Source organism: Corynebacterium sp. 2571A (genome assembly GCF_055700935.1).
The window spans coordinates 108,138-133,233 of sequence record NZ_JASTTE010000004.1 but is presented as its reverse complement, the minus strand read 5'-3'; the positions used below and the strand labels follow the sequence as shown (position 1 = coordinate 133,233).

Annotated in this window: 23 protein-coding genes; 3 read left to right on the top strand and 20 right to left on the bottom strand. The window is 68.0% G+C overall.

Features of this window, described 5'->3' with window-relative positions:
- Positions 1-5 precede the first annotated feature (5 nt).
- The 15 genes from QQS53_RS09335 to pyrR form a co-directional block, all read right to left on the bottom strand.
- Positions 6-1,643 carry an RsmB/NOP family class I SAM-dependent RNA methyltransferase gene (locus tag QQS53_RS09335; RefSeq protein ID WP_472775569.1) on the bottom strand — a complete coding sequence of 546 codons (1,638 nt, stop codon included), beginning with the start codon at positions 1,641-1,643 and terminating at the stop codon, positions 6-8.
- On the bottom strand, positions 1,640-2,611 hold the full coding sequence (fmt, locus tag QQS53_RS09330; protein ID WP_472775568.1) for a methionyl-tRNA formyltransferase: 972 nt from the start codon (positions 2,609-2,611) through the stop codon (positions 1,640-1,642). Before fmt ends, QQS53_RS09335 begins: the two co-directional genes overlap by 4 nt.
- A gap of 122 nt (positions 2,612-2,733) precedes the next feature.
- Entirely contained in the window at positions 2,734-3,264 is a 531-nt protein-coding gene (gene def, locus QQS53_RS09325; protein WP_472775567.1) for a peptide deformylase, read from the bottom strand.
- 35 nt (positions 3,265-3,299) lie between these two features.
- A complete protein-coding gene (locus QQS53_RS09320) occupies positions 3,300-5,333 on the bottom strand; it encodes a primosomal protein N' (RefSeq protein ID WP_472775566.1) in 2,034 nt (677 codons plus the stop codon).
- Positions 5,334-5,344: 11 nt separating this feature from the next.
- Positions 5,345-6,574 (bottom strand): methionine adenosyltransferase, encoded by a 1,230-nt coding sequence (metK, locus tag QQS53_RS09315; protein WP_472775565.1) that lies wholly within the window; start codon positions 6,572-6,574, stop codon positions 5,345-5,347.
- Positions 6,575-6,699: 125 nt separating this feature from the next.
- Complete coding sequence (coaBC, locus tag QQS53_RS09310; protein ID WP_472775564.1) at positions 6,700-7,995, bottom strand: bifunctional phosphopantothenoylcysteine decarboxylase/phosphopantothenate--cysteine ligase CoaBC; 1,296 nt, start codon at positions 7,993-7,995, stop codon at positions 6,700-6,702.
- A gap of 123 nt (positions 7,996-8,118) precedes the next feature.
- Positions 8,119-8,421 carry a DNA-directed RNA polymerase subunit omega gene (rpoZ, locus tag QQS53_RS09305; RefSeq protein ID WP_070768356.1) on the bottom strand — a complete coding sequence of 101 codons (303 nt, stop codon included), beginning with the start codon at positions 8,419-8,421 and terminating at the stop codon, positions 8,119-8,121.
- Between the two features lie 41 nt (positions 8,422-8,462).
- Entirely contained in the window at positions 8,463-9,032 is a 570-nt protein-coding gene (gene gmk / locus QQS53_RS09300) for a guanylate kinase (RefSeq protein ID WP_472775563.1), read from the bottom strand.
- Positions 9,033-9,040: 8 nt separating this feature from the next.
- Positions 9,041-9,361 (bottom strand): integration host factor, actinobacterial type, encoded by a 321-nt coding sequence (gene mihF, locus QQS53_RS09295; RefSeq protein WP_070768354.1) that lies wholly within the window; start codon positions 9,359-9,361, stop codon positions 9,041-9,043.
- A gap of 239 nt (positions 9,362-9,600) precedes the next feature.
- Positions 9,601-10,470 carry an orotidine-5'-phosphate decarboxylase gene (gene pyrF / locus QQS53_RS09290; protein ID WP_472775562.1) on the bottom strand — a complete coding sequence of 290 codons (870 nt, stop codon included), beginning with the start codon at positions 10,468-10,470 and terminating at the stop codon, positions 9,601-9,603.
- Positions 10,451-13,795, bottom strand: a complete 3,345-nt coding sequence (carB, locus tag QQS53_RS09285; RefSeq protein WP_472775561.1) for a carbamoyl-phosphate synthase large subunit — start codon at positions 13,793-13,795, stop codon at positions 10,451-10,453. Before carB ends, pyrF begins: the two co-directional genes overlap by 20 nt.
- 26 nt (positions 13,796-13,821) lie before the next feature.
- Entirely contained in the window at positions 13,822-14,982 is a 1,161-nt protein-coding gene (gene carA / locus QQS53_RS09280) for a glutamine-hydrolyzing carbamoyl-phosphate synthase small subunit (protein ID WP_472775560.1), read from the bottom strand.
- Between the two features lie 75 nt (positions 14,983-15,057).
- Positions 15,058-16,419: a dihydroorotase gene (locus QQS53_RS09275; protein ID WP_472775559.1), complete on the bottom strand. Its 1,362-nt coding sequence runs from the start codon at positions 16,417-16,419 to the stop codon at positions 15,058-15,060.
- A 13-nt stretch (positions 16,420-16,432) separates the two neighbouring features.
- Positions 16,433-17,386 carry an aspartate carbamoyltransferase catalytic subunit gene (locus QQS53_RS09270; RefSeq protein WP_472775558.1) on the bottom strand — a complete coding sequence of 318 codons (954 nt, stop codon included), beginning with the start codon at positions 17,384-17,386 and terminating at the stop codon, positions 16,433-16,435.
- A gap of 2 nt (positions 17,387-17,388) precedes the next feature.
- Complete coding sequence (gene pyrR / locus QQS53_RS09265; protein ID WP_472775557.1) at positions 17,389-17,967, bottom strand: bifunctional pyr operon transcriptional regulator/uracil phosphoribosyltransferase PyrR; 579 nt, start codon at positions 17,965-17,967, stop codon at positions 17,389-17,391.
- 278 nt (positions 17,968-18,245) lie between these two features.
- On the opposite strand from pyrR, the gene QQS53_RS09260 reads away from it, so the two are divergent.
- From QQS53_RS09260 to QQS53_RS09250, 3 genes are all read left to right on the top strand, one after another.
- Positions 18,246-19,622 carry a TIGR01777 family oxidoreductase gene (locus QQS53_RS09260; RefSeq protein ID WP_472775556.1) on the top strand — a complete coding sequence of 459 codons (1,377 nt, stop codon included), beginning with the start codon at positions 18,246-18,248 and terminating at the stop codon, positions 19,620-19,622.
- 168 nt (positions 19,623-19,790) lie between these two features.
- On the top strand, positions 19,791-20,282 hold the full coding sequence (locus tag QQS53_RS09255) for a YbjN domain-containing protein (RefSeq protein WP_472775555.1): 492 nt from the start codon (positions 19,791-19,793) through the stop codon (positions 20,280-20,282).
- Positions 20,275-20,760 (top strand): YbjN domain-containing protein, encoded by a 486-nt coding sequence (locus QQS53_RS09250; RefSeq protein WP_472775554.1) that lies wholly within the window; start codon positions 20,275-20,277, stop codon positions 20,758-20,760. The genes QQS53_RS09255 and QQS53_RS09250 overlap by 8 nt, the downstream gene beginning before the upstream one ends.
- A 160-nt stretch (positions 20,761-20,920) precedes the next feature.
- Here the strand turns inward: QQS53_RS09250 and nusB are convergent, their stop codons facing one another.
- The 5 genes from nusB to aroB all read right to left on the bottom strand — a co-directional run bounded on the left by nusB (position 20,921) and on the right by aroB (position 25,089).
- Positions 20,921-21,532, bottom strand: a complete 612-nt coding sequence (nusB, locus tag QQS53_RS09245) for a transcription antitermination factor NusB (protein WP_472775688.1) — start codon at positions 21,530-21,532, stop codon at positions 20,921-20,923.
- Between the two features lie 73 nt (positions 21,533-21,605).
- Positions 21,606-22,169, bottom strand: coding sequence for an elongation factor P (gene efp, locus QQS53_RS09240; RefSeq protein ID WP_472775553.1), 564 nt, complete (start codon positions 22,167-22,169; stop codon positions 21,606-21,608).
- Positions 22,170-22,343: 174 nt separating this feature from the next.
- Positions 22,344-23,441 (bottom strand): M24 family metallopeptidase, encoded by a 1,098-nt coding sequence (locus QQS53_RS09235; RefSeq protein WP_472775552.1) that lies wholly within the window; start codon positions 23,439-23,441, stop codon positions 22,344-22,346.
- A 128-nt stretch (positions 23,442-23,569) separates the two neighbouring features.
- Positions 23,570-24,019 carry a type II 3-dehydroquinate dehydratase gene (gene aroQ, locus QQS53_RS09230; protein WP_472775551.1) on the bottom strand — a complete coding sequence of 150 codons (450 nt, stop codon included), beginning with the start codon at positions 24,017-24,019 and terminating at the stop codon, positions 23,570-23,572.
- Positions 24,019-25,089, bottom strand: a complete 1,071-nt coding sequence (aroB, locus tag QQS53_RS09225; RefSeq protein ID WP_472775550.1) for a 3-dehydroquinate synthase — start codon at positions 25,087-25,089, stop codon at positions 24,019-24,021. Before aroB ends, aroQ begins: the two co-directional genes overlap by 1 nt.
- Positions 25,090-25,096 lie beyond the last annotated feature (7 nt).

Genomic DNA, 25,096 nt, shown 5'->3' with positions numbered 1-25,096 from the left:
CTATCCTACGTGTCCTTGCGGCGCAGGGCCGCGAAAAACATCGCGTCCGTGCCGTGCCGGTGCGGCCACATCTGGACGGACTTCTCCTCGCCCACGTCGGTCATTGCCTCCGGCAGGAGCGCGTGCGCGTCCTCCTCCACGGCGCCCAGCTGCGCGACGGCCTTGTCCACGATTGCGCGGGTCTCGCGCAGATCCGGCGAGCACGTGGAGTAGATGAGGATCCCGCCCGGGCGCAGCAGCTCCAGCCCGGAGCGCAGCAGCTCGAACTGCAGGCGGCTGAGCTCGGCCAGGTCGGCTTCCTCCTTGCGCCAGCGCGCCTCCGGGCGGCGGCGCAGGGCGCCCAGTCCGGAACAGGGCGCGTCCACCAGAACGCGGTCGTAGCCGGGCTCGAGGCCCGGGTCGCAACCGTCGGCCACGTGGACCCGCACCGGCAGGTCCCCGGCGGTGCGGTCGATGAGCTTGGCGCGGTGCTCGCTGACCTCGACGGCGTCCACCTTCGCGCCCTCGATGCGCGCGAGCGCTCCCATGAGCGCGGCCTTGCCGCCCGGGCCGGCGCACAGGTCCAGCCAGCGGCCGTGATCCTCGCCGCTGACCTCCGCCTCGACGACGGCAAGGGCGATGAGCTGGGAGCCCTCGTCCTGGACGGCGGCCATGCGCTCCTTGACCGGCTCCAGGTCAGCCGGGTCGCCGTGCTCCAAGTAGACCGCATAAGGCGAGTAGCGCCCCTGCTCGCAGCCGGTCATCAGCGCGAGTTCCTCAGCGGTGATTTCCCCGGGGCGCGCCACCAGGTGCACCACGGGCCGCTCGGAGTCCGCGGCCAGTGCGGCGGGCAGCTCCTCGCGGCCGACCACGCGGGCAAAGGAGCGGGCGATCCACTCCGGGTGGGCGTGCTCGAAGGCCAGGCGGGCGACCTCGTCGTCCGGGGCCAGCAGGTTGATCCAGTCCTCGCGGCTGCGGCGGGTCACCGAGCGCATAATGCCGTTGGCAAAGCCCTTGGCCTTGGTCTCCCCGGCCGCCTCCACCAAACGCACGGTGGTATCCACGGCCGCGTGGTCCTCGACCCGGGTGTAGAGCACCTGGTAGACACCCATCCGCAGGGCGTCCAGCACGGCCGGCGCGATGGCCGAAAGATCGCGGCTCGAGCAGCGCGCAATAACCGCGTCCACCACGCCCTCGGCGCGCAGGGTGCCGTAGGCGATCTCGGTGGCAAAGGCGGCGTCGCGGCCGCTGAGCTTCTGCTCCCGCAGCGCCCGCGGCAAAATGAGGTTCGCGAAAGCGCCCTCCTGGTGCACGCGCTGCAGGGTCTCCAGCGCCACCGCGCGCGGCAGGTCCAGCCCGGCCTGCTTCGCCGCCTGGGCCAGGGAGGCCGCCTGCGCGCGCTCGTTCAGGCGCTGCCCGGAGCCGCCCTGCCGACCGGCGCGGTGGGACGAGCCGGCGCCGGCTCCCCCACGCCCCTGCCGGTGGCCGCGGTTGTTGCGGTTATCGCGGTTGTCGCGGAAATTCTTCCCTCCGCGAGGATTGCGCCCGCCGCCGCGGCCGTTACCGCCGCGGCCGTTGCCGTCACGGCCGTTGCCCGCACCCTGGCTGGGCTTGTCCTTCGGCTTGTCCCCCGACTTCGAGCGGGAACGGAAACCACCACTCATTCGAAGACCACCTTTCCATCGTTCTGGTTGAGGCCCCGGGCCCAGGCCGCGGCCTCCATCATCTTCTTGCCCGGCGGCTGGATGTTGCCCAGCTGCACCACGCCGCTGCCGGTGCCGACGAAGACGGAGTCCTTGGCCACGTGCAGCTCGCCCGGCTGCAGCTGTTCCAGATGGTCACGGTCCGGGCGGGCGTCGCCGTCCAGGCTGACGGGCGTCAACGGCCCCAGCTTGACGCGCTTGTCGCCCCACAGGGTCCACGCGCCCGGGGCCGGGGTGTGGGCGCGCACGGTGCGGTCGATGGCAAAGGCCGGGTCCTGCCAGCGAATGCGGGCATCGTCCTTGGAGATCTTGGCGGCGTACGTCGCCTCGCCCTCCTGGGCGCGCGGCGCGGCCTGCCCGCTTTCTAACAGGTCCATAGTGGCCACCAGCAGGTAGCCGCCGGTATAGGCCAGCCGGGTCAGCAGGTCATCGGCGGTGTCGGTGGGCTGGATTTCCTCCGTGACGGTGCCGAGGATTTCCCCGGTATCCAGGCCCTCGTCGATCCGGAAGGTCGTCGCGCCTGTGATGTCGTCCCCGGCGGCGATGGCGGCCTGGACCGGCGCCGCACCCCGCCAGGCGGGCAGGAGGGAAAAGTGCAGGTTGACCCAGCCGTGCGGGGCCACTCCCAGCAGGTCCGGGGTGATCAGGTTGCCGTAGGCCACGACCGGGATGGCTTCGGGGGCCAGCTCAATGAGCCGGCGGCGCAGCTCCTGGCCGTCCTCGGTGCCCGGCTTCAGGGTGGTCGGCGTAAGCACCTCAATGCCGTGGCTTTCCGCACAGGCCTTGACGGGGCTGGGGTGCAGGCTGCGCCCGCGCCCGCGGCGCGCGTCCGGCCGCGTGATGACGGCTACGACCTCGTGCTCGGATGCGATGAGCTTTTCTAAGGCAACCACTGCCGGCTCTGGTGTCCCGGCAAAAACAATGCGCATGACGGTTTGGCCCTCGTCCTTCCCAATTGACCTCTAGCTCCCGGCCGCCCGCAGGTGTTACGGGCAACCCGGTTTACCTTCGCGTTTGGCGTTGTCTCCCCAATGATACGGACTGGTGCCTCCTAACGGTTAAACCAGTCCGCGGAGCGAATGGTCGCCATTGCCTCCCGGCGATCCTCGGTGCTCAGGTGCGCTAGAAACAGTACCCCGTCGAGGTGATCCGACTCGTGCTGGATGCAGCGCGCCAAGAGCCCGCCGGCCAGCAGGCACACCGGCCGGCCCCACTCGTCCGAGCCGCTGACCACCACCCGCTCGTGCCGCGGCACCTTGCCGGGCACCCCGGGGATGGACAGGCAGCCTTCGCGCCCGGGCACCAGCGGTGCGGCTTTCCCGTCGGCGCCGGGGACGAGCGGCGCCCAGGAGGGGTTGACCAGCACGCCGCGGCGGCGCGCGCCGCTATCCGGGCAGTCGTAGACGAAGACCCGCTGGGTCACGTCCACCTGGTTGGCGGCCAGCCCGACGCCGCCGGCCGCATCCATGGTTTCGAGCATGTCCCGAGCCAGCGCGCGCAGCCCCGGGCCGAAGGAGGTCACCGCGTCCGCCGCGGTGTTGAGCACGGGATCGCCGAAAAGGCGGATTTGTCGCAACGTCATGGTCGTTGTCCCTTTCTGGCGGCTGGTGCGCCGTTTTAGCCAATATGGATCGGATCTACCTGGATGCGCAGGGGCGCGTCGTCCTTGCGGGAAGTGCGCGCTGCGTTCGCCTGCCGCAGGGCGCGTCCGAGCTCGGAGCGCGGCCCCAGCGGGGTGCGCACAAGCACCCGTTGCGGCGCGCCCAGGCGCTGTTCATCGTAGTCGCCGGGTAGTTTCAGCCCCGGCGGCAGCGGCACCGGGCCGAGGATCTCCGCGTTGGCGGGCAGCTCGGCAAGTTCCAGGAAGCCGTCCAGGGCGGCGTCCGGGCCGTCGATGGCCGCCATGTGCACCGCGGGCGGGAAGCGGACCTCCCGCCGGCTGGACAGCTCCGCGTGGGCGGCGGCCGCGAAGTCCCACTCGGCCAAGTACTGCACCAGCGGCAGGTCCGGGTCCGCGGCGACGATGACCTCGCCGCCTTGGCCGGCCGGGGCGGCCAGGCGGGCGGCGCGCGCCCACTTAGCCAAGGCGTCCTCGCCGGCGCGCAGGTCCTGCCGGTTGAGCAGCGCGCCGGTGTCCATCAAGATCACGGCGCCGTACAAGCCGCCGCGCACGGCTGGCTCCGCCCCCGGGGTCGCGACCACCAGCTGCGCGGAGTGCTCGACATCCTCGAGGACGCGGTTGCCGCCGGAGACCTTGACCCGCACCGAGGGAAACGCCCGGCCGAATTCCTCGGCGGTGCGCTCCTGCCCCAGCACGATCGCGCGCAGCCGGGGCGAGCCGCACTCGCTGCAGCGGTGATGGGCGGCGATCCGGCCGCACCAGCGGCAGGTCGGGGCTGAGGCCTGCCCCGCTGCGCCGGAGCCTTCCTCCGGCGGCAAGCCGATGGGCCCGTTGCAGTGGCGGCAGCGGGCCGGGGCGCGGCAATTGCCGCAGGCCAGAATGGGCAAGTACCCGGCCCGCGGGGACTGCACCAGGACGGGCTCGCCGCGGTCCAGCGCGCTGGCCATCGCCTGGAAGGCCGGGCCCTGCAGCCGGGTGGTCCCGCCCTCGGTGTTGCGGGACAAGTCGATGCCGTAAGTGCCGACGGGCACAACCGCGGGCATCCGGGCGCGCAGGGTGGCCGGGGCCGGGACGAGGTCGTGCATCCAGCCGGCCTCGACCAGCAGTTGGGTCTCCGCGGTGCGGGAGAAGCCGGCGATGATAAGCGAGGCGGACTCCTGGGCGGCGCGCGTGCTTAAGACCTCGCGGGCGTGGACATAAGGCTTGACGTTGTCGACCAGGTTGTCGTTGCCGTCGTCGACCACCACGGCCAGCCGCAGGCCCTTCACCGGGGCGAAGGCGGCCGAGCGGGTCCCCAGCACGATCCGAGCCTGCCCCTTGACCGCGGAGAGGAAGCGGCGGTAGCGCGCCTGCGGGCCCAGGCTGTTGGACAGCACGGTGATCTGCTTGGCGGAGACGTATTCGCGCAGGCCCTCTTCCAGCTCGTCGAGCTGGCGCTGCGTCGGCACGACGAGCAGCACCGCGCCGCCGTCGATGGCGACCTTGGCGCTGAGCGCCGCTAGCGGGCGGTGCCAATCGTTGCCGGGGGCCATCTGCCAGGCCGCGCGGGCGGGGTTGCCGCCTAGAACGTAGTCCACGAAGGACTGCCCGTGGACATAGCCGGCCCAGTCGGACAGGTCCGGTTCCGTGGTGCTACCGAGCTCTTCCCACGGAGTGGAAAAGTCCGCCTCTTCGGCCTTGGCGTGGCGCGGCGGCAGAGCCGAGCGGATGATGTCGGAGCGCACCCCGCCGTAACGATCGGCTAAGGATTCGACCAGGGCGGCCAGCTGCGGCGGGTAGACCACGAAATCCGAGATGACGCGCTCGATAAAGCGTAGCTCGCCACTGAATTCCGGGGTCGGCTCGCGGCTTAGCACCAGGGCATCGCACAGCCGCCCGGCGAAGCGGATGCGCACGCGCACGCCGGGCTGGGCGGCCGCCGAGTCCGCCTCGGTGACGTAGTAGTCGAAGCCGCGGTCCAGGTGGGAGATGCCCAATAAAGGCAACACCCGCGCCACCGGTTTGGTGGCAGCGGGTGTCTTGGGTGGCATAGGCCCCGATTCTACAGTCCGGCGGCAGCGCGCAGGGCGGCGGCCCGCTCGGTCGACTCCCAGGGCAGGTCAACGTCAGTGCGCCCGAAGTGGCCGTAGGCAGCCGTCTGGCGGTAGATGGGCCGCAGCAGGTCCAGGTCGCGGATAATAGCGGCCGGGCGGAGGTCGAAGACCTCGTTGACGGCGGCCTGGATGGCGCCGTCGGTCAGGTCGCCGTGGGCGGTGCCGAAGGTCTCCACGTACAGGCCCACGGGCTTGGCGCGGCCGATGGCGTAGGCCACCTGCACCTCGGCCTTATCCGCCAGGCCGGCGGCCACGATGTTCTTGGCCACCCAGCGCATGGCGTAGGCCGCCGAGCGGTCGACCTTCGATGGGTCCTTGCCGGAGAAGGCACCGCCGCCGTGGCGGGCCATGCCGCCATAGGTGTCGACGATGATCTTGCGGCCGGTCAGGCCGGCGTCCCCCATTGGGCCGCCCAGGATGAACGAGCCCGAGGGGTTAACCAGCAAGGTGGTGCGCTCCGAGTCGTAGAAGTGCGCCAGGCCGGCGTCCTCGATGACCCACTCGACCACGTGGGTGCGCAGCTGCTCGGCCAGCTCCTCCTGGGTGATCTCCTCGTCGTGCTGGGTGGAGATCACAATGGTGTCTAGGTGCTTCGGGTTGCCGGCGTCGTCGTAGGCGAAGGTGACCTGGGTCTTTCCGTCCGGGCGCAGGTGGTCGACAATGCCTTCCTTGCGGACCTGGGTCAGGCGGCGGGCCAGGCGGTGGGCCAAGGCGATGGGCAGCGGCATGTACTCGTCGGTCTCGTTGGTGGCGTAGCCGAACATCAGGCCCTGGTCGCCGGCGCCAGCCTGGTCATCCGCCTCGAATTCGTCGCCGGAGCGGACCTCGGTGGACGAGTCAACGCCGGCGCCGATCTCGGCGGACTGCTCGCCGATGGCGACGTTGACGCCGCAGGTATTCCCGTCGAAGCCGACGTCGGAGGAGGTAAATCCGATTTCCGTAAGGGTGGAGCGCACCAGCTGCGGGATTTCGACGTACGTGGAGGTGCGCACCTCCCCGACCACGTGGACCTGGCCGGTGGTGACCAGGGTTTCGACGGCTACGCGCGCATGCGGATCCCCGTCCAGCATGGCGTCCAGGATGGCGTCGGAGATGGCATCGCAGATCTTGTCTGGGTGACCTTCGGTAACAGACTCGCTGGTAAATAGGCGGGTCGCCGCGGTGGCGTTGTCTGACACGTATTTATCCTTTTCTACGAAGTACAGTCTTTTTCAGCTCGGCTGACGCGTCAAGCTTTAACAATCCCCCACCATAGACCAAGCAGTCTATAAGGGCAACCTAGTCTGTCTGTGGGTAAGAAACCTCACGCCTCATTCTCCGCGCCCATCACGCGGTCCACCGCGGCCAGGATCTGGGCCGCGACGACCTGTTTCGTCCCGTGGGCCACCTCCTGCGGCTCGGCGCCCGGGGTCAGCAGCCAGCCCTGGTTGTCGAGCTGACCAAAAACCTTGCCGTGCCCGACCTCGTTGGCCATGAGCACGTCGCAGCCCTTGCGCTGTAGCTTGGCCTGCGCCAGCTCGACGGCGGTGTGGTTGTCGTCTCCCGTTTCCGCGGCGAAGCCAACCAGGACCTGGTGCGCCGGCAGCTCGCCCGCCGCGCGACGGTCCACCAGGGTCTTGAGGATATCCGGGTTTTCCACCAGCTCGAGGCGGGAGAGATCCGCGTCGTCCGCGCCCTTTTTCATCTTGGAACCGGCCACGGTGGCCGGTCGGTAATCGGCCACGGCCGCGGACATGATGACCACGTCGGCGTCCGCGGATTCGGCCTCCATGGCCTCCAGCATGTCCCGGGTCGAGGTCACCCGCACCACGCGGGCGCCGGCCGGCACCGGCAGGTCCTCCACGTTGCCTGCGACCAGGACGACCTCGGCGCCGCGCTGGCTGGCCAGCTCGGCCAGGGCAAAACCCTGGCGGCCGGAGGAACGGTTGCCGAGGTAGCGCACCGGGTCCAGGTCCTCTTGGGTACCGCCGGCGGAGATGACCACCTTCGTGCCCTGCCAGTCGGCGCGCGGTGCGTAGCCGGCCAGGGTCGTGCGGGTCAGCTCCGCGATCTGCGCGGGTTCCAGCAGGCGTCCGGCGCCGGAGTCAGCGCCGGTCAGCCGCCCGTGCGCCGGGTAGAGCACCGTGACGCCGCGGCGGCGCAGGGTGGCCACGTTGTCCTGGGTCGCGGGGTGGTTCCACATCTCCGTGTGCATGGCGGGGGCCACGATCACCGGGCAGGTCGCGACCAAAACGGAGGCGGTGAGCAGGTCGTCGGCGCGCCCGGCGGCTAGGCGGGCGATGAGATCCGCGGTGGCCGGGGCGATAACAATGGCGTCGGCATGCTGGCCGAGCGAGACGTGCTGGACCTCGTCGACGGCGGTAAAAACCGAGGTGTCCACCGGGTGGCCGGACAGGGCCTCGAAGGTCGCGGCGCCGACGAACTTGAGCGCGTTCGGGGTCGGGATGACCCGCACGTCGGCGCCGTGCTCTTTCAGGTCGCGCACCAGGTGGCAGGCCTTGTAGGCGGCGATCCCGCCGGCCACACCCACCAGGATGCGCGGGGTGGGCGCCGCCGGCTGGCGGGCTTCTTGCTGCTCTTGTCCGTTCTGCTCAGTCACAGCACCTCATTGTACGCACCGGTCCCGCTCCCCCGGCGCTGCGCGGTGCCCAGAGCGCGCAAAAACCTCCCGGCGGGGCGGGATGCCCGTACCGGGAGGTGTGCTGCGCGGAACGCGAGTGGCTTAGTTGCCTTCCTCGTGGTCCAGCAGGCCCGCGTCGATCTCACGCAGGGCGATGGACAGCGGCTTTTCGCCGGCTTCCGGGGTGACCAGCGGGCCGACGAACTCGAACACGCTATCACCATGGTTCTGGTAGTAGCTGTTGATCTGGCGAGCACGCTTCGCGGCGAAGATCACCAGGGCGTACTTGGAAGATACCTTGTCCAGCAGCTCATCGATCGGCGGAGCGGTGATGCCCTCGGGGGCGTCGAAGACCGGCTCGGCCTTTACTGCCTCAGCGGTGTCATTGGTGGTCACGTTAGTCACATGCACCTTTTCGTTGAATTGCGGATACTTGAATACTGACTCTAACCTTGCAGGATAGCACTGATGGCGGCGACCGCCTCTTCCAAGTCCTCGTTGACCACCACGTGGTCGAACTCGTCTTGGGCTGCTAGCTCCTGCCGTGCGGTTTCCAGCCTACGCTCGATAACGTCCTGCGGTTCCGTCCCCCGGCCGGTCAAGCGGTCCACCAGCGTTTCCCACGACGGGGGCGCTAGGAAGACCAGCTGCGCCTCGGGCAGCGCCTTCTTGACGGCACGGGCGCCGACCAGATCAACCTCGACCAAGACCGGGCGGCCTTCGGCCATCGCGTCCTTCACGGGCTGCGCTGGCGTACCCGACCGCTGGAGCCCGCCGTGGATCTCTGCCCACTCGAGCATCTCGCCGGAGTCGATGCGCTCTTGGAACTGTTCCGGGGTGACGAAGAAATAGTCAACCCCGTCTTGCTCACCAGGACGGGGTTGCCGGGTCGTCATGGACACGCTGAAATACAGCCGGTCCACTCCGGTGCGTAGGCGCGAAACCACCGTGGATTTACCCACTGCGGACGGCCCAGCCAGTACCACTAGCCGCCCGCGCTTGGTTGCACCAGACATGACGGGACTTAGGAGGAGTAGCCGAAGCGCTCCAGCAGGGCGCGACGCTGGCGCTCACCCAGGCCGCGCAGGCGGCGGGTCTGAGCAATCTCCAGGTCTTCCATGATTTCCTTAGCCTTGACCTTGCCCACCTTCGGCAGTGCTTCCAGGAGAGCGGAGACCTTGGTCTTGCCGATGATCTCGTCGCTTTCTGCCTTGTCCAGAACTTCCTTCAGGTTGGTAGCGCCGCGCTTCAGATCAGCCTTCAGCTCAGCGCGAGCCTTACGGGCCTCAGCAGCCTTTGCGAGGGCTTCCTTACGCTGCTCATCGGTCAACTTTGGAAGGGCCACAGGGTTTCCTCCGATTCGTTAGATTGATTTTGACGTCCAGTACATGAATACCAGATTCCGGAGCCAGTACCAGCGCCTTACACGCAGGCACGCGCTCCGACTTCTGGCAATCCTAGCACTGCTAGTAAGTCGATGACGTTACCGGGCTTGGTGTCGGGCACCGTTTCAGCACGTCATCAAGGTGCGGTTACTAAAATACCAGGTTAGGCCCGGGGCCGATAATCGGCCCGGCGGGCCCGCTAATCCCGGAATTCCGCCGCGGTGGAGTCCGCGGATTTTCGCAGGTCATCTACCTTAGGGCCGCGCTCCAGGATGGCCCGCGAGACATTCGCGAAGCCCAGTTCGGCCCGCCCGGCAACGATCGTGCGGACCTGCTCGGGGCCAGCGCCTTGGGCGCCCACGCCCGGTAGCAGGACCGGCCCGTTGAGCTGGCCCAACTCCGGCGGGGTGTCCAGCGTCGCGCCGACCACCACGCCGATATCCCCGGCCTGGCCCGGCCGGTCGGCCGCGTTGCGCTCAGCGCAGGCATCCACCACGGACTGGGCCACGGAGCGGGAGCTACCCGGCTCCTGGAACCCCTGGATTTTTCGCGCCTCCGGGTTGGAGGTAGCCGCCAGCACGAAGATGCCGCGCCCGGTCGCCCGCGCGGCCGCGAAGGCCGGCTCCAGGGCGCCCACGCCCAGGTACGGGCTCAGCGTCACCGCGTCGGCCCGCAGGGGCGAGTCCTCGGCCATCCAGGCGTCGGCGTAGCCGGCCATGGTGGAGCCAATATCGCCGCGCTTGGCGTCCGCCACGCTCAAGCAGCCGGCCTCCCGCAGGCCGGACAGGGTCTCTTCCAGGGCCGCCAGTCCCGCTGAGCCGAAGCGCTCGTAGAAAGCCACCTGCGGCTTGACCAGCGCGGCCACCGGCGCGAACGCCTCCACGCAGCGGCGGCTAAATTCGCGCACGCCGGCGGCGTCCACGCCCAGGCCCCACTGCTTAAGCAGGTACGGGTGCGGGTCGATGCCGACGCACAGCCGGCCGCGTTCCTGGCCGGCGGCGACCAGCCGCTCACCGAAGCCCGGCCCGGGGTTGCCGGGCTGCTGCTGGCTAGTTGTTGACTGGGGCATGCTTGAGCTCCTGCAGCGCGCGTACCTCGAAGTTGCCCTGGCGCTGCGCCTCGAGCGCCTGGACGCCGGCGGTCACGCCCTGGACGGTGTTAATCAGCGGCACGTCCACCTCGACGGCGGCGGCGCGGATCTCGTAGCCGTCGTGGCGGGAGCCGGAGGAACCGGCCGGGGTGTTGATGATGAGGTCAACCTCGCCGTCCAGGATGCGGTCCACGATGGACTTGCCCTCTGCCCCGCCGCGGATATCCGAGGACTTGAGCACGCACTCGCATTCGATACCGTTGCGGCGCAGGATGGAGGCGGTCCCGGCGGTGGCCAGGATCTTGTATCCCAGCGTCGACAGGCGGTGTATCGGGAAGATGAGCGTGCGCTTGTCGCGGTTGGCCACGGAGACGAAGACCGAGCCCTCCTTCGGCAGCTTGGCAAAGCCGGCGGTCTCGGCCTTGAAGTAGGCGGCACCGAAGTTGTCGGCCAGGCCCATGACCTCGCCGGTGGACTTCATCTCCGGCGACAGCAGGGTGTCGAGCATGGAGCCGTCCGGGCGGCGGAAGCGGTTGAAGGGCAAGACCGCTTCCTTGACCGCCAGCGGGTGCTCCATCGGCAGCGCGCCGCCGTCGTAGCTTTCCGGCAGCATGCCCTCGGAGCGCAGGTCGGAAATGGTCGAGCCCATCATGATGCGGGCGGCGGCCTTCGCCAGCTGCACGCCGGTCGCCTTGGAGACGAACGGGACCGTGCGGGAGGCGCGCGGGTTGGCCTCGATGATGTAGAGCACGTCGTCCTTGAGCGCGTACTGGACGTTCATCAGGCCCTTGACGCCGATGCCCTCGGCGAGCTTGCGGGTCGACTCGCGGACCTTCTCGATGTCCTGCGGCCCCAGGGTCATCGGCGGCAGCGAGCAGGAGGAGTCGCCGGAGTGGATGCCGGCTTCCTCGATGTGCTCCATGACGCCGCCCAGGTAGACCTCCTCGCCGTCGCACAGGGCGTCGACGTCGATCTCGATGGCCGAATCCAGGAAGCGGTCCACCAGCACCGGGTGGTCTTCGCTGAGCTCGGTGGCGCGCTCGATGTAGGACTCCAGGGAGGCCTCGTCGTAGACGATCTCCATGCCGCGCCCACCCAGGACGTAAGACGGGCGCACCAGGACCGGGTAGCCGATGTTGGCGGCGACCTCGCGGGCCTCGGCGAAGCTGGTGGCGGTACCGAACTCGGGGGCCGGCAGCTCGGCGGCGGCCAGCACCTTGCCGAATTCGCCGCGGTCCTCGGCCAGGTTGATGGCGTCCGGGGTGGTGCCCACGACCGGCACCCCGGCCTCGGCCAGGCGCTCGGCCAGGCCCAGCGGGGTCTGGCCGCCGAGCTGGACGATGACGCCGGCGACCGTGCCGGAGGTGGACTCGGCGTGGTAGATCTCCATGACGTCCTCGAACGTCAGCGGCTCGAAGTAGAGGCGGTCGGCGGTGTCGTAGTCCGTGGAGACGGTCTCCGGGTTGCAGTTGACCATGACGGTCTCGTAGCCCTGACGCGACAGCTCGAGCGCGGCGTGCACGCAGGAGTAGTCGAACTCGATGCCCTGGCCAATGCGGTTCGGGCCGGAGCCCAAGATGATGACCTTGTCGCGCTCGCGCTGCTCGGCCACCTCGGACTCGGCGTCCGGGTCCAGCTCGTAGGCCGAGTAGTGGTACGGGGTCTGGGCCTCGAACTCGCCCGCGCAGGTGTCCACCGTCTTGTAGACCGGGCGGATGCCCAGGGACCAGCGCAGGGAGCGCACGCCGTCCTCGCCGGCGAATTCCGTGCGCAGCGCGGCGATCTGGGCGTCCGACAGGCCCAAGTACTTGGCCTCGCGCAGCAGGTCGGCGTCCAAGACCGGGGCCTCCAGCAGCTTGGTGCGGAAGGTCACCAGCGCCTGCAGCTCGGCCAGGAACCACGGGTCGATGCCGGAGGCCGCGTGGACCTCGTCCACGGTAGCGCCCAGGCGCAGGGCCAGCTCGGCGTCGTACATGCGGCCCTCGGTCGGGGTGCGCAGGTCCTCCAGGACGGCGTCCTTGTCGCCGGCGCGCTCGCCGGCGAAGAACTCGTCGTCGGTGGTCCAGAAGCCCGCGGGCTTGTTCTCCAGCGAGCGCATGACCTTGTTCAGGCCGGCGATGTAGTTGCGGCCGATGCCCATGGCCTCGCCCACCGACTTCATGGTGGTGGTCAGGGTGTCGTCGGCGCCCGGGAATTTCTCAAAGGCAAAGCGCGGGGCCTTGACGATGACGTAGTCCAGGGTCGGCTCGAAGGCCGCCGGGGTCACGCCGGTGATGTCGTTGGTGACCTCGTCCAGCGTGTAGCCGATGGCCAGCTTGGCGGCCAGCTTGGCGATCGGGAAGCCGGTGGCCTTGGACGCCAGCGCGGAGGAACGCGACACGCGCGGGTTCATCTCGATGACGATGATGCGCCCGTCCTCCGGGTTCACGGCGAACTGGATGTTGCAGCCGCCGGTGTCCACGCCCACGGCGCGGATGATGGAGATACCAAGGTCGCGCATCTTCTGGTACTCGCGGTCGGTCAGGGTCAGCGCCGGGGCCACGGTGACCGAGTCGCCGGTGTGCACGCCCAGGGCGTCGACGTTTTCGATGGAGGCGATGACCACGACGTTGTCGTCGCCGTCGCGCATGAGCTCGAGCTCGAATTCCTTCCAGCCGAGGATGGACTCCTCAATGAGCACGTTGGCCTCCGGGGAGGCGGCCAGGCCGCCGCCGGCGATACGGTCTAGGTCCTCGTAGCTAAACGCCAGGCCGGAGCCCAGGCCGCCCATGGTAAACGACGGGCGGACGACGACCGGCAGGCCCAGCTTCTCGACGGCGGCGTGGACCTCGTCCATGTTGTAGCAGACCGCCGAGCGGGCGGACTCGCCGCCGACGGAGGCGACGATGTCCTTGAACTTCTGGCGGTCCTCGCCGCGCTCGATGGCGTCAATGTCGGCGCCGATGAGCTCGATGTCGTATTTGTCCAGGAGGCCGAGGCGGTCCAGCTGGATGGCCGCGTTCAGGGCGGTCTGGCCGCCCAGGGTGGCCAGCACGGCGTCGATCCGGTGGCCCTCCTCAATTTCCTTGACAAAGATCTTCTCGATGAACTCCGGCTCGATAGGCTCGACGTAGGTGTGGTCGGCGAATTCCGGGTCCGTCATGATGGTGGCCGGGTTGGAGTTGACCAGGGTTACCCGCAGGCCTTCCTCCTTGAGCACGCGGCAGGCCTGGGTGCCGGAGTAGTCGAACTCGCAGGCCTGGCCGATGACAATGGGTCCGGAGCCAATGACCAGGACGTGGTTAATATCGTTGCGCTTAGGCATGGTTTCTTTGCTATCCTTCCTGGTCTTTACTTGTTTTCTGCACGCTGGCTGAGCAGCTCGATGAACTGGTCAAACAGCGGGTTGGCGTCGTGGGGGCCGGCGGCGGATTCCGGGTGGTACTGCACGGAATAGGCCTTGCCGCTCTTCAGCGCCACGCCCTCGACGGTGCCGTCGTTGAGGCAGGTGTGGGTGATAATGGCCGGCCCGAAGTCGGACTCGAACTCCCCGCCCGGCTTGCCCGTCGGGTTGTCCAGCGCGAAGCCGTGGTTCTGGGAAGTGATGTCGATCTTGCCGGTGAGGTGGTTTTGCACCGGGACGTTGATGCCGCGGTGGCCGAACTTCATCTTGTAGGTGCCCAGGCCCAGCGCGCGGCCGAGCAGCTGGTTGCCGAAGCAGATGCCGAAGAACGGGTAGCCGGCGGACAGGATGTCGCGGACGATGCCGACCATCTCATCGGCCGTGGCCGGGTCGCCCGGCCCGTTGGAAATGAAGACCCCATCCGGGTGGTACTGCTCGATCTCTGCGAGCGGGGTGCCGGACGGCACGACGACGGTCTCGATCCCGCGGCGGGCGAAGTGGCGCGGGGTGGCGGACTTGATACCCATGTCATAGGCGACGACGGTATAGCGCTTCTCCCCTTCCGCCTCCACGGTGTAGGGCTTAGCGGTTGTCACCTCGCTGGACAGGTCGGCGCCTTCCATCGAGTCTTGGCCCTTGACCTCGGCGAGCAGTTCCTCGACGTCGCGCTCGGCGGCCTCGCCGCTGAAGATGCCGGCGGCGATGGAGCCGTAGTTGCGCAGGTGGCGGACCAGGGAGCGGGTGTCGACGCCGCGGATGCCGATGATGTTCTGGGCTTCCATCTCCTCCGGCAGGCTGCGCTCGGCGCGCCAGTTGGACACGCGGTGCGCCAGGTCGCGGATCACCAGGCCGGCGACCCAGATGCGGTTGCCGCGGGACTCGTTGTCCTCGTCGTTCCAGCCGGTGTTGCCGATCTGCGGGGCGGCTGTGACCACAATCTGGCGGTGGTAGGACGGGTCCGTCATGGTTTCCTGGTAGCCGGTCATGCCGGTGGTAAACACGGCCTCACCGAGGGTCGTGCCGGTGGCGCCGAAGCCGAAGCCGCGGAACGTGCGGCCGTCGGCCAGGACCAGGATGGCCGGCGTGTTGGGGTGGGCGGAGTCAGTCATGAATGTGCCTTTCGCTGACTAGTGAATCTTTAAAGTTATTGTATGCGGTCTGATGTATTTCTTCCACGACCGACTTTAGTCGTCAGTCCCGCGGGAGTACGTCACCGCGCCACGCAGGATGGTGTGGGTAACCTGCGCGTTGAATTCCTCCCCCTCATAGGGGTTGTTCCGCGCCTTGGAGGCCAGCCGCGTCGAGTCCGAGGTCCACGGGCTCTGCGGGTCCACCAGCGTCAGGTTCGCCGGCTCCCCGACCGCGACCGGGCGCCCGTGGCCGGGCAGACGGGTGATCTCCGCCGGGCGCTCCGACATCACGCGGGCGACGAAGCGCCAGTCGGCCAGGCCGGAAGCGACGAAGATCTTGGCGATAACCGCCAGCGAGGACTCCAGGCCGAGCATGCCCGGCTTAGCGTTTTCGAATTCCACGCACTTGTCCTCGGCGCCGTGCGGCGCGTGGTCCGTGGCCACGCAGTCGATGACCCCGTCCAGCAGCGCCTGGCGCAGGGCCTGTGTGTCGTGCTCCTCGCGCAGCGGCGGGTTAACGCGGAAGACGCCGTCGTAGGTGTGCAGCTTGTCGTCGGTCAGCAGCAGGTGGTGCGGGGTCACCTCCGCAGTCAGGGGGATGTCCTGGGACTTAGCCCACTTGAGCAGCTCCACGGTGCCGGTGGTCGAGGCGTGGCAGATGTGCACGCGGTTGCCGTAGTCGCGGGCCAGCAGGGCGTCGCGGGCGACAATTGATTCCTCGGCCACCCGCGGCCAGCCGGTCAGCCCCAGTTTGGCGGCGGTCTCACCTTCGTGCGCCACTGCCCCGTCGGTCAGTCGCGGCTCCTCGGCGTGCTGGGCCAGCAATACGTCCAGGCCCTTGGCGTATTCCAGGGCGCGGCGCATCAGCTGCGGGTCGGCCACGCACTTGCCGTCGTCGGAAAACATCCGCACCTTGGCGTCGCTGCGGGCCATCATGCCGAACTCGGTGAGCGTCTTGCCCTCGAGCCCCTTGGTGATAGAGCCCACCGGGTGCACGTCGCAGGTGCCGATGCGCTGGGCCTTAGCCCAGATGGACTCCGCGATGACCGGCTGGTCCGTGACCGGGTTGGTATTGGCCATGGTGAACACAGCGGTGAACCCGCCCTTGGCGGCGGCCCGGGAACCGGTCTCGATGGTCTCAGTGTCCTCGCGGCCCGGCTCGCGCAGGTGGACGTGCATGTCCACCAGGCCCGGCAGCAGGACGTTGCCGGCGCCGTCGATGACCTCGGCCTGCTGGGCGTCGTCCCCGGCCAGCTTCTCGGCCAGGCCCGGGCCCATCTCGGCGATGACGCCGTCGCGGACCAGGACGTCGACCGGGTCGCCTTCGCCGTAGGGGCGGACGTGGGAAATAAGCAGCAGGCGCTGCGGCGCCGGGTGGGTGGCGCCGGTAGCCGGGAATTGAGAAGTGTTGGTCATGAGTATCTTTCTCCTATTCCGCCGAGCTTTCGCCGCCGGCGAGCAAAGTGAACAAGACTGCCATGCGCAGGTGCACGCCGTTGTTGACCTGCTGCAGGACGGCGGTGTTGTCGTAGTCAGCCACCTGGTAGTTGATTTCCATGCCGCGGAGCATCGGCCCCGGGTGCATGATGATGGCGTCCTTTTTCATCTGGGCCGCGCGCTGCGGCGACAGGCCGTAGAGGTTGGCGTATTCGCGGTGCGACGGGAAGAAGCCGCCGTGCATGCGCTCGGCCTGCACGCGCAGCATCATAACCACGTCGGCGTCGGCCAGCTCGGCGTCGAAGTCGTAGGCCACGCGCACCGACCAGTTCTCCACGCCGTTCGGCAGCAGCGTCGCTGGGGCGACCAGGGTGACCTCCGCGCCGAGCTTGGTGAGCAGATCCACGTTGGAGCGCACCACGCGCGAGTGCAGGCAGTCGCCCACGATTTTCACGCGGAGGCCGGAGAAGTTCCCGCCGCTAATCCCCAGGCGTTGGCGCATGGTCACCGCGTCCAGCAGGGCCTGGGTGGGGTGCTGGTGCGCGCCGTCGCCGGCGTTGATGACCGACGGGCCCTCGCCGTTCGGGGCCACCCAGCGGGCCAGCTGCTGCGGCGCGCCGGAGGACGGGTGGCGGATGATGATGGCGTCCGCGCCGATGGCGGCCAGGGTCAGGCCGGTATCGCGCAGAGACTCGCCCTTTTTCACCGAGGACGTCGAGGCCGACAGGTTGATGACGTCGGCCGACATCCACTTGCCGGCGGTCTCGAACGACGAGCGGGTGCGCGTGGAGTTCTCGTAGAACAGGGTGTAGATGGTCCGTCCGCGCAAGGTCGGCAGCTTCTTGACCTCGCGGCCGTCGAGGACCTCTTTGAAACGGTCTGCCTCGTCCAGAAGCGCCACCAGGTCGGTCGCGCTGACGTCGGCAATATCGAGTAGGTGCTTCATCACTAATCCTCCCGGTAGACGCGGGTCAGCACGACCGCGTCGCGGTCATCAAGGTCGCGGCTGTAGACGGCAATGTCCTCGTCGCGCGACGTCGGGATGTTCTTGCCCACGTAGTCCGCGCGGATGGGGACCTCGCGGTGGCCGCGGTCGACCAAACAGGCCAGCTGGATAACGCGGGGGCGCCCCACATCAGACAAGGCGTCCAGGGCGGCGCGGATGGTGCGGCCGGAAAACAAGACGTCGTCGACCAGGATGACGGTCGTGCCGTCGATACCGCCGCCGGGGATCCGGGTCGGCTGCAGGGCACGGTGCGGTTTGGAGCGCAGGTCGTCGCGGTAGAGGGTGATGTCCAGAGAGCCGCACGGCACGGTCACGCCGGCGAATTCTTGGATCTTTTCTGCTAGCCGGTGGGCCAACGGCACACCACCGGAAGGAATGCCCAGCAAAACGACTGGGTTTGCGTCGGCCTCATCAAGGGCCGTCTTTTCGATGATTTGGTGCGCGATGCGTGCGACAGTGCGCGCGACGTCGTCTGAGCTCAGCAGCTCAGTGGACTCCGCGGAGGTGTCGGAACCACTCATCGTGACCTCCTTCCCCGCCTCACAGTGCGGTCTTTAAAGGATGTCGAATAAGGGTCAGATGAAATTATTCACGTAAGCGGGTAGGGGATTTGCCTGACCCGCACGTGCTAAGGCGAATCTTAGCAGCCCCCGCACCCGGATCGCACCCCTGCGCGTAGCTGAAACACGGGCTCCCCCGAACTGGGGGCGGGCCGAGCGCGTGGCCGGCCAAAAACTGGGACAATAGTTGGTTACACTCCACCGAATACCCGGACTTTTTAAAGGAGTTCTTTCACACCGTGACATTCCAGGCACAACACGTCATCCCCGCCGACCGCGAGCAGGTATGGGACTGGCACAACCGTCCCGGCGCCGTGAGCCGGCTGACCCCACCTTTCCTACCCATGTCCCCGCGGGAACAAGCCCGCAGCCTGGCCGACGGCACCACCGTTTTTTCTCTGCCGGCCGGGCTCAAGTGGGTCGCCCGCCACGACTTGTCCCGGTACCGCCGCGGATTTTCCTTCAGCGACGTCTGCGTTTCCGCCCCGCTCAAGCGGCTGGCCTCCTGGCGCCACGACCACGAGTTCGCCGACCACGCGGGCGGCACCTTGATCACGGACACGGTGGATACCCGCATCCCCGATAGCGCGCTGGAGTCCGCCTTTGCCTACCGGCAGCACAAGTTGATCGGGGACTTTAACTTCATCAACCAGCTGCGGGACCAGGGCATCAACGTCCTGGCCACCGAGACCCGCCCGCTGACCGTGGCGATGACTGGCTCCCGCGGCTCCGTCGGGCGCGCGCTTACGGCCCAGCTGACCACGCTGGGCCACCGCGTCATCCAGCTGGTCCGCTCGGAGGCCAAGGAAGGCCAGCGCACCTGGAACCCGGACGCGCCGGCGCGCAACCTGCTCGACGATGTCGACGTGCTGGTGCACCTGGCCGGCGAGCCGATCTTCGGGCGCTTCAACGACAAGCACAAGCAGGAAATCCGCGACTCCCGCGTGGGGCCCACCCAAAAGCTCGCCCAGCTGGTGGCCGCCAGCCCGGATACCCACACCTTCGTCTGCGCCTCCGCCATCGGCTACTACGGCAACGACCGCGGCGACGAGGTGCTTACCGAGGACTCCGCCTCCGGCGACGGCTTCTTGGCCGATGTGGTCCGCGACTGGGAGGCCGCGACCGCCGAGGCCCGCGAGGCCGGCAAGCGCGTGGTCAACATCCGCACCGGGATCGCCCTGACCGGCGCCAGCGGACTGCTGCCGCTGCTGCGCGCGCTGTTTTCCACGGGGCTTGGCGGCTCCTTCGGCGACGGGGATTTCTGGTTCTCCTGGGTCGCCTTTGACGACCTGTGTGATATCTACACCCGCGCCATCTTCGACACCGCCCTGTCTGGCCCCGTCAACGCCGCCTCCCCTGCCCCGGTGCTGAACCGGGAGATGACCAAGGCCCTGGCCGAGCAGCTCAAGCGCCCAGCCGTCCTGCCTATCCCCACCTTCGGCCCGGCCCTGCTGCTGGGCAAGGAGGGCGCCCAAGAGCTCGCGCTGGCCGACCAGCGCGTGGCCCCGGCTAAGCTGCAAGAGCACGGCCACGTCATGCGTTTCGGCAGCATCCAGGACACCTTCGCCCACGAGCTGGGCAACCAGCGGCTCTGGCAGCCGTCCGACTCCCACTAACCGCCCGCGCCCCACGCCGGCAAGCTCTCCGTTATGCTGGGTGGACGGGTTACCCGCCAAGGACTTTGGCCTGCCCACCGGCACGCCCGGTGCGCACTGCCCAGGGCCCGCGGTAGGTAACGAATGTTTTTCGACCCCCTTTAAGCTACAAGTTTGGATTTTGTCCCAGTGACTGATGAACAACCCCAATTGCACCCGGACACCCCAGTGGAGCCGGTGACCCTCGCCCGCGTCGGGGAAATCTTCGACGCCGAAAAGCTCCAGTACCGGATGGAAAACCAGCCGGTCAGCGACGAGGAGACCATCGACATCCTGCGGACCGGTTTCTCCAACGCCGCCATTGCCATGCAGGTGCGGGAAAACACCCTCATTCTCGATTCGGTCTGGCGCGGCGACGTGCCGGCCTCGGAGGGCCCGAAGGTTTTGGCCCAGCTCAACCAGTGGAACACCGAGCATTTCGCCCCCACCCTGCGTTTCTTTGAGACCGGCGAGGGCAGCCTGGCCGTCTCCGCCGTGCGCGAGCTCAACATCAGCCAGGGCCTGTCCCGCAACCAGATCGGTGCCTTCGTGATGTCCACCCTGGATGCCGTCGTACAGTCGTTTACCTGGCTGGAGCAGCAGTACCCGGAACTCGTGACTTGGGAGGAGCACAATGACTAACCAGAACCCCACCGACACCGCCCTGCCGGAGGTCACCCTGGACCGCGTCATCGACGCGATGCGCACCTTCGAGATCGAGCTGGAGAAGATCGAAGGCCGCAACGACGCCGCCACGGCTAACCTCAACGGCCTGCCGTGCATGTTCGCGGTGCTGGACTCCGTGGTCATCGTCCGCTGCGATGTGGCTACCGACGCCTCCTTCTCCCAGGCCGACGCCGGGCTCTTCCTGGCAGCCAACCAGATAAACTCGGTCTCCTTCGGCGCCCGCGTGGCCATCGCCGAGCACGAGGACATGCTCATCGTGCGTTCCGAGCGCGACCTGCCGGTGGCCGCCGGCGCGACCGACGGCCAGCTGACCGCCGCGCTCCAGGCCGCCGTCGACGGCGTCATCGGCGCCCAGAACGCCATGGTCTCCGCCGCCGAGGAAATGGCCAAGATGGGCTCCGAGACCGCCCAGGAAGCCGGCGGCGACAACTAGCCGAGCCCATTCAGCACGAAAAGCTGGCTGCCCTCCTTCTCCCGCCTCGCGCACTAGCGCGGGTGGATGGGAAAGGCAGCCAGCTTTTTAGATCCTGCAGACAGCGCCCCTCAGCCGGCCTAGGCCGAAGCCGACCTGAGCCGGCGCGGTGGGACCGCGCCTACTTGGCCGGAGAATCGTCCGCAGCCGGGGAGTTACCCTCCGACGAGTCAGCAGTGGCCTCTGCATCATCGGCAGTGGTTTCAGCGCCGGTAACCGTGGCGTCTTCGGAGCTGTCCCCAGCGCCGAGGTCGCCCTCGCCAGCCAGGTCCCCCTCGGCGGCCATCGGGCTGCCGGCGCGGCGGGACTGCGCGATATCGTCGAGGACCGCGTTGATGTACGGGGCGGCCTTGATATGCGAGTATTCGCTGGCCAGCTCCACGCCTTCGGTCACGGCGGTAGCCAGCGGCACCTCCGGGTTGTAAAGCAGCTCCCAGGTGGACACGCGCAGGATGGCGCGCTCGACGGGAGGCAGCCGGTCTAGGCGCCAATCGTCGGCGAGGTAGCGGGCGATCGCGTCGTCGATGTCGTCCAGCTCTTCGGCCACGCCCTGGACGATTTCAGCGGTGTAGTCCGCGATCGGCGCAACGCCGTGCTCGCCTTCCAGGGCCAGGCCCTTTCGTTCCTCGACGATGGCTACCGGATCGATGTCGCGGTTTTCTGCCTCGTAGAGGATGTCGGCGGCACGCCGCCGTGCCCGGTACCGCGCGCCGTGGCGACGGTTGCGGGACACACGCTCGGGAGACGAGCTGTGCTGCTCGTTATTTTCTTCCGTCACTGGGTCCTTCTTTTGTTCTTGCTGCACGCTAGTTGCTGACGCGGGACAGGTACTCGCCCGTCCGGGTATCAACCTTGAGCACGTTGCCGGTCTCGATGAACAGCGGGACCTGGATCTCGGCGCCGGTCTCCAGGGTGGCCGGCTTGGTGCCACCGTTGGAGCGGTCGCCCTGCAGGCCCGGATCGGTGTGCTCGACCTTCAGGTCAACGTTGATCGGCAGCTCGGCGAACAGCGGCTCGCCATCGTGGAAGGAGACCTGCACGCGCATGTTCTCCAGCAGGAAGTTGGCGGCGTCGCCGAACTTGTCCGGGCTCAGCTCGACCTGCTCGAAGTCCTTGTCGTCCATGACGACGTAGTTGCTGCCGTCGTGGTACAGGTAGGTCATGTCGCGGCGGTCCACCGTCGCGGTCTCGACCTTGGCGCCGGCGTTCCACGTCTTGTCCGTGACCTTGCCCGAGACAACGTCCTTGAGCTTGGTGCGCACGAAAGCGGGGCCCTTGCCCGGCTTGACGTGCTGGAACTCAATAATCTGCTGGAGCTTATTGTCGATCTTGAGAACAAGACCGTTCTTGAATGCGGTGGTATCAGCCACGAATCAATCTCCCGAAGTCTGGTGGATTAAAAGTTACATCTTGCCAGTTTACTATCCCTGCCGGAATGCGTGTAAAACCGGCGCCCACTTTTTGTGGTGGGCAACCGGCGGCAACGCCCCCGGGCGGTGAGTGCGTCCGCGCGGGCAGTACCTCGCGTGGACCTGGGGCCGGGGCTAGAAAGACCGCAGTTCCTTCGGCGAGCGGGTGATGATAGTCGGGGCGCCGTCGGTGATGATGAGGGTGTCCTCGATCCGCACGCCGCCCTTGCCGGGCACGTAGACGCCCGGCTCGATGGTCAGCGTCATGCCGGCGGCCAGGGTGCCCTTGGCGTTCCGGGCCGCAGCGGGCGCCTCGTGGACCAGCAGGCCCACGCCGTGGCCGGTCGAGTGGACGAAGTACTCGCCGTAGCCGGCCTTTTCGATGACGTCGCGGCAGGCCTTGTCCACGTCCGCGAGTGCAGTGCCCGGGGTGGCCGCCGCCACGCCGGCCTCCTGAGCGCGTTTAACCACGTCGTAAATCTCCCGGGCGAACTCGTCCGGTTCACCGATGACGACGGTGCGCGTCATATCGGAGTTGAAGCCACGCAGGTGGGCGCCGAAGTCGATGGTGACTAGGTCGCCGTCTTCCAGCACGCGGTCGTCGGCGCCGTGGTGCGGCAGCGCGGAGTTCGGGCCGGAGGCCACGATGGTGTCGAAGCTGGTGCGCTCCGCGCCGGCCGCTCGCATCCGGTATTCCAGGTCGGCTGCGATCTGGCGCTCGGTGCGGCCCGCGCGGACCTCGCCCGCGGCCAACATCGCCTCGAAGGCATCGGTAGCCAGCTGCGCCAGGGAGTCCAGGCGTTCCAGCTCGAGCGGATCCTTGTAGAGGCGGATCTCCTCAATCACGCCGGAGATAGGAACCAGGGTCACGTCCTCCGGGCAAGCCTTCTCCAGCGCCGCGTGCTGGTTGACCGAGACCGTGTCCGCTTCGAAGCCGACCCGCAGCGGCCCCTGCCCCTCCAGGGTCTTGAGCAGGGCCGTGCCGACCCCGCGCTCAATAATCGGGGTGATGTCCGGCACTTCCTGCTTAATCTGGGTGGTGTAGCGCCCGTCGGTGGCGATAGCGGCGGAGAGGTCCTTCCGCAGCAGCAGCGCGCCGTTCGAGCCGGAGAAATTCGACAGGTAACGCACGTGGATAAGGTCGGTGACCAAAATCGCGTCGATGCGCTGCCCCGCCAACTGCGCCGCTAGCTTCCGGCGCCGGTCGCTAAAACGAGTATCTGCCAAAGCCATGGTTAATCCTTTCCGCTGAGCACAATGCACTAAAGGCGGGCTTTTCATGCCCACCGCGTAGGAGACCCATTCTAGCCTGTGTCCGCAGACACGGTAACCGTTTTCACGCCGGCGCAAAGGCGCGAGACTTAGGACATGGCGGTGAAGTACTCGAGGGCGGCGAGGTAGCCGACCGGGCCCAGTCCGGCGATGACGCCGCGGGCGATAGCCGACAGGTAGGAGTACTGCCGGAATTCTTCCCGGGCGTGCACGTTGGACAGGTGGACCTCCACGAAGCCCGCGCCGTCGGCGATCTCCGCGAGGGCGTCGCGGATGGCCACGGAGGTGTGAGTAAAGGCCCCGGGGTTGATGATGACGCCCGCGCCGGCGTCGGCGGCGGCGTGAACGCGGTCGATGATTTCACCCTCGTGGTTGGACTGGAAAAAGTCCAGCTCCAGTTCGCCCCCCTCCGCGCGGAGCTTCTCGCCGCGCTGGCGGATCATCTCCTCGATGTCGCGCAGGGTGGTGGTGCCGTAGACGTCCGGCTGGCGCTTGCCCAGCCGGTTCAGGTTGGGCCCGTTGATGATAACTACCTGCATTAGCTGCTCACTTTCTCAGATGCTCGGCGCAATTCGTCCTCGCTCGGGCCCTCGATGCGGGTGGTCGCCCCCACCGCGGTCAAGGCCACGAAGCGGATTTTACCGTCGCGGTTCTTCTTGTCGTGGCGCATGGCCGCGTGCAGCTCCGGCCACTGGCCGTCGCGGTAGGCAACCGGCAGGCCGACGGAGGTGAGGACCGCGCGGTGCAGCTCGACCACGTCGGCGTCGATGAGCCCGCGGGCCTCGGCCAGGTAGGCCACGAACATCATGCCCACGGCCACGGCGTTGCCGTGGCGCCAGGAGTAGTCCTCCGCGCGCTCGATGGCGTGCCCGAAGGTGTGCCCGTAGTTCAGGGTCTCCCGCAGGCCGGACTCCTTGAGGTCCTCGCCCACCACGCGGGCCTTGACCGCCACCGAGCGGGCGATAAGTTCCGGCAGGGCGCCGTCCGGGTCCAGGCAGGCGGCCGGGTCGCGGCGGTAGAGCTCGATAATCTCCGGGTCGTGGATGAAACCGGTCTTGATGATTTCCGCCGAGCCGGCCACCATCTCTTCGTCCGGGAGGCTGCGCAGCACCTCGATATCGGCGAAGACGGCCAGCGGCTCGTGGAAGGAACCCACCAGGTTCTTGCCGGCCGCGGTGTTGATGCCGGTCTTGCCGCCGACGGCCGCGTCCACCATGGCCAGCAGCGTCGTCGGTACTTGCACCACGCGGATGCCGCGCATCCAGGTCGCCGCGACGAATCCAGCCAGGTCCGTGGTCGCGCCGCCGCCGAAGCCAACGACGAGGTCCTGGCGGCCAAAGCCGGCCGCGCCGAGCTTGTCCCACAGCTCGCTGACCACGCTGAGCTGCTTGGCGCGCTCAGCGTCCGGCAAGAGCCAGACGTGGCAGCGCACGCCGGCGCCCTCAACCGCGTCGGCGAGCCGGCGCGCCGAGGCGCTCAAGACCTCGGGGCAGAGGATGGCCACCTGCGCCGCGCCGGAGACCCGGATGGTCTCGACGATCTCCGGGGCCAGACCGTGACCAATGTGGACGTGATACGGTGCCGGACCGTTAACCGGAATGACGGGCATGGGCTTC

Bases quoted from the DNA above. Each gene is read 5' to 3' on its own strand.
- aroB (WP_472775550.1), bottom strand. From the start codon at position 25,089: ATGCCCGTCATTCCGGTTAACGGTCCGGCACCGTATCACGTCCACATT.
- QQS53_RS09335 (WP_472775569.1), bottom strand. From the start codon at position 1,643: ATGAGTGGTGGTTTCCGTTCCCGCTCGAAGTCGGGGGACAAGCCGAAG.
- carB (WP_472775561.1), bottom strand. From the start codon at position 13,795: ATGCCTAAGCGCAACGATATTAACCACGTCCTGGTCATTGGCTCCGGA.
- aroQ (WP_472775551.1), bottom strand. From the start codon at position 24,019: ATGCAGGTAGTTATCATCAACGGGCCCAACCTGAACCGGCTGGGCAAG.
- pyrF (WP_472775562.1), bottom strand. From the start codon at position 10,470: ATGCCCCAGTCAACAACTAGCCAGCAGCAGCCCGGCAACCCCGGGCCG.
- QQS53_RS09320 (WP_472775566.1), bottom strand. From the start codon at position 5,333: ATGCCACCCAAGACACCCGCTGCCACCAAACCGGTGGCGCGGGTGTTG.
- fmt (WP_472775568.1), bottom strand. From the start codon at position 2,611: ATGCGCATTGTTTTTGCCGGGACACCAGAGCCGGCAGTGGTTGCCTTA.
- QQS53_RS09250 (WP_472775554.1), top strand. From the start codon at position 20,275: ATGACTAACCAGAACCCCACCGACACCGCCCTGCCGGAGGTCACCCTG.
- carA (WP_472775560.1), bottom strand. From the start codon at position 14,982: ATGACTGACTCCGCCCACCCCAACACGCCGGCCATCCTGGTCCTGGCC.
- QQS53_RS09275 (WP_472775559.1), bottom strand. From the start codon at position 16,419: ATGACCAACACTTCTCAATTCCCGGCTACCGGCGCCACCCACCCGGCG.
- def (WP_472775567.1), bottom strand. From the start codon at position 3,264: ATGACGTTGCGACAAATCCGCCTTTTCGGCGATCCCGTGCTCAACACC.
- pyrR (WP_472775557.1), bottom strand. From the start codon at position 17,967: ATGAGTGGTTCCGACACCTCCGCGGAGTCCACTGAGCTGCTGAGCTCA.
- QQS53_RS09270 (WP_472775558.1), bottom strand. From the start codon at position 17,386: ATGAAGCACCTACTCGATATTGCCGACGTCAGCGCGACCGACCTGGTG.
- gmk (WP_472775563.1), bottom strand. From the start codon at position 9,032: ATGTCTGGTGCAACCAAGCGCGGGCGGCTAGTGGTACTGGCTGGGCCG.
- QQS53_RS09235 (WP_472775552.1), bottom strand. From the start codon at position 23,441: ATGGCTTTGGCAGATACTCGTTTTAGCGACCGGCGCCGGAAGCTAGCG.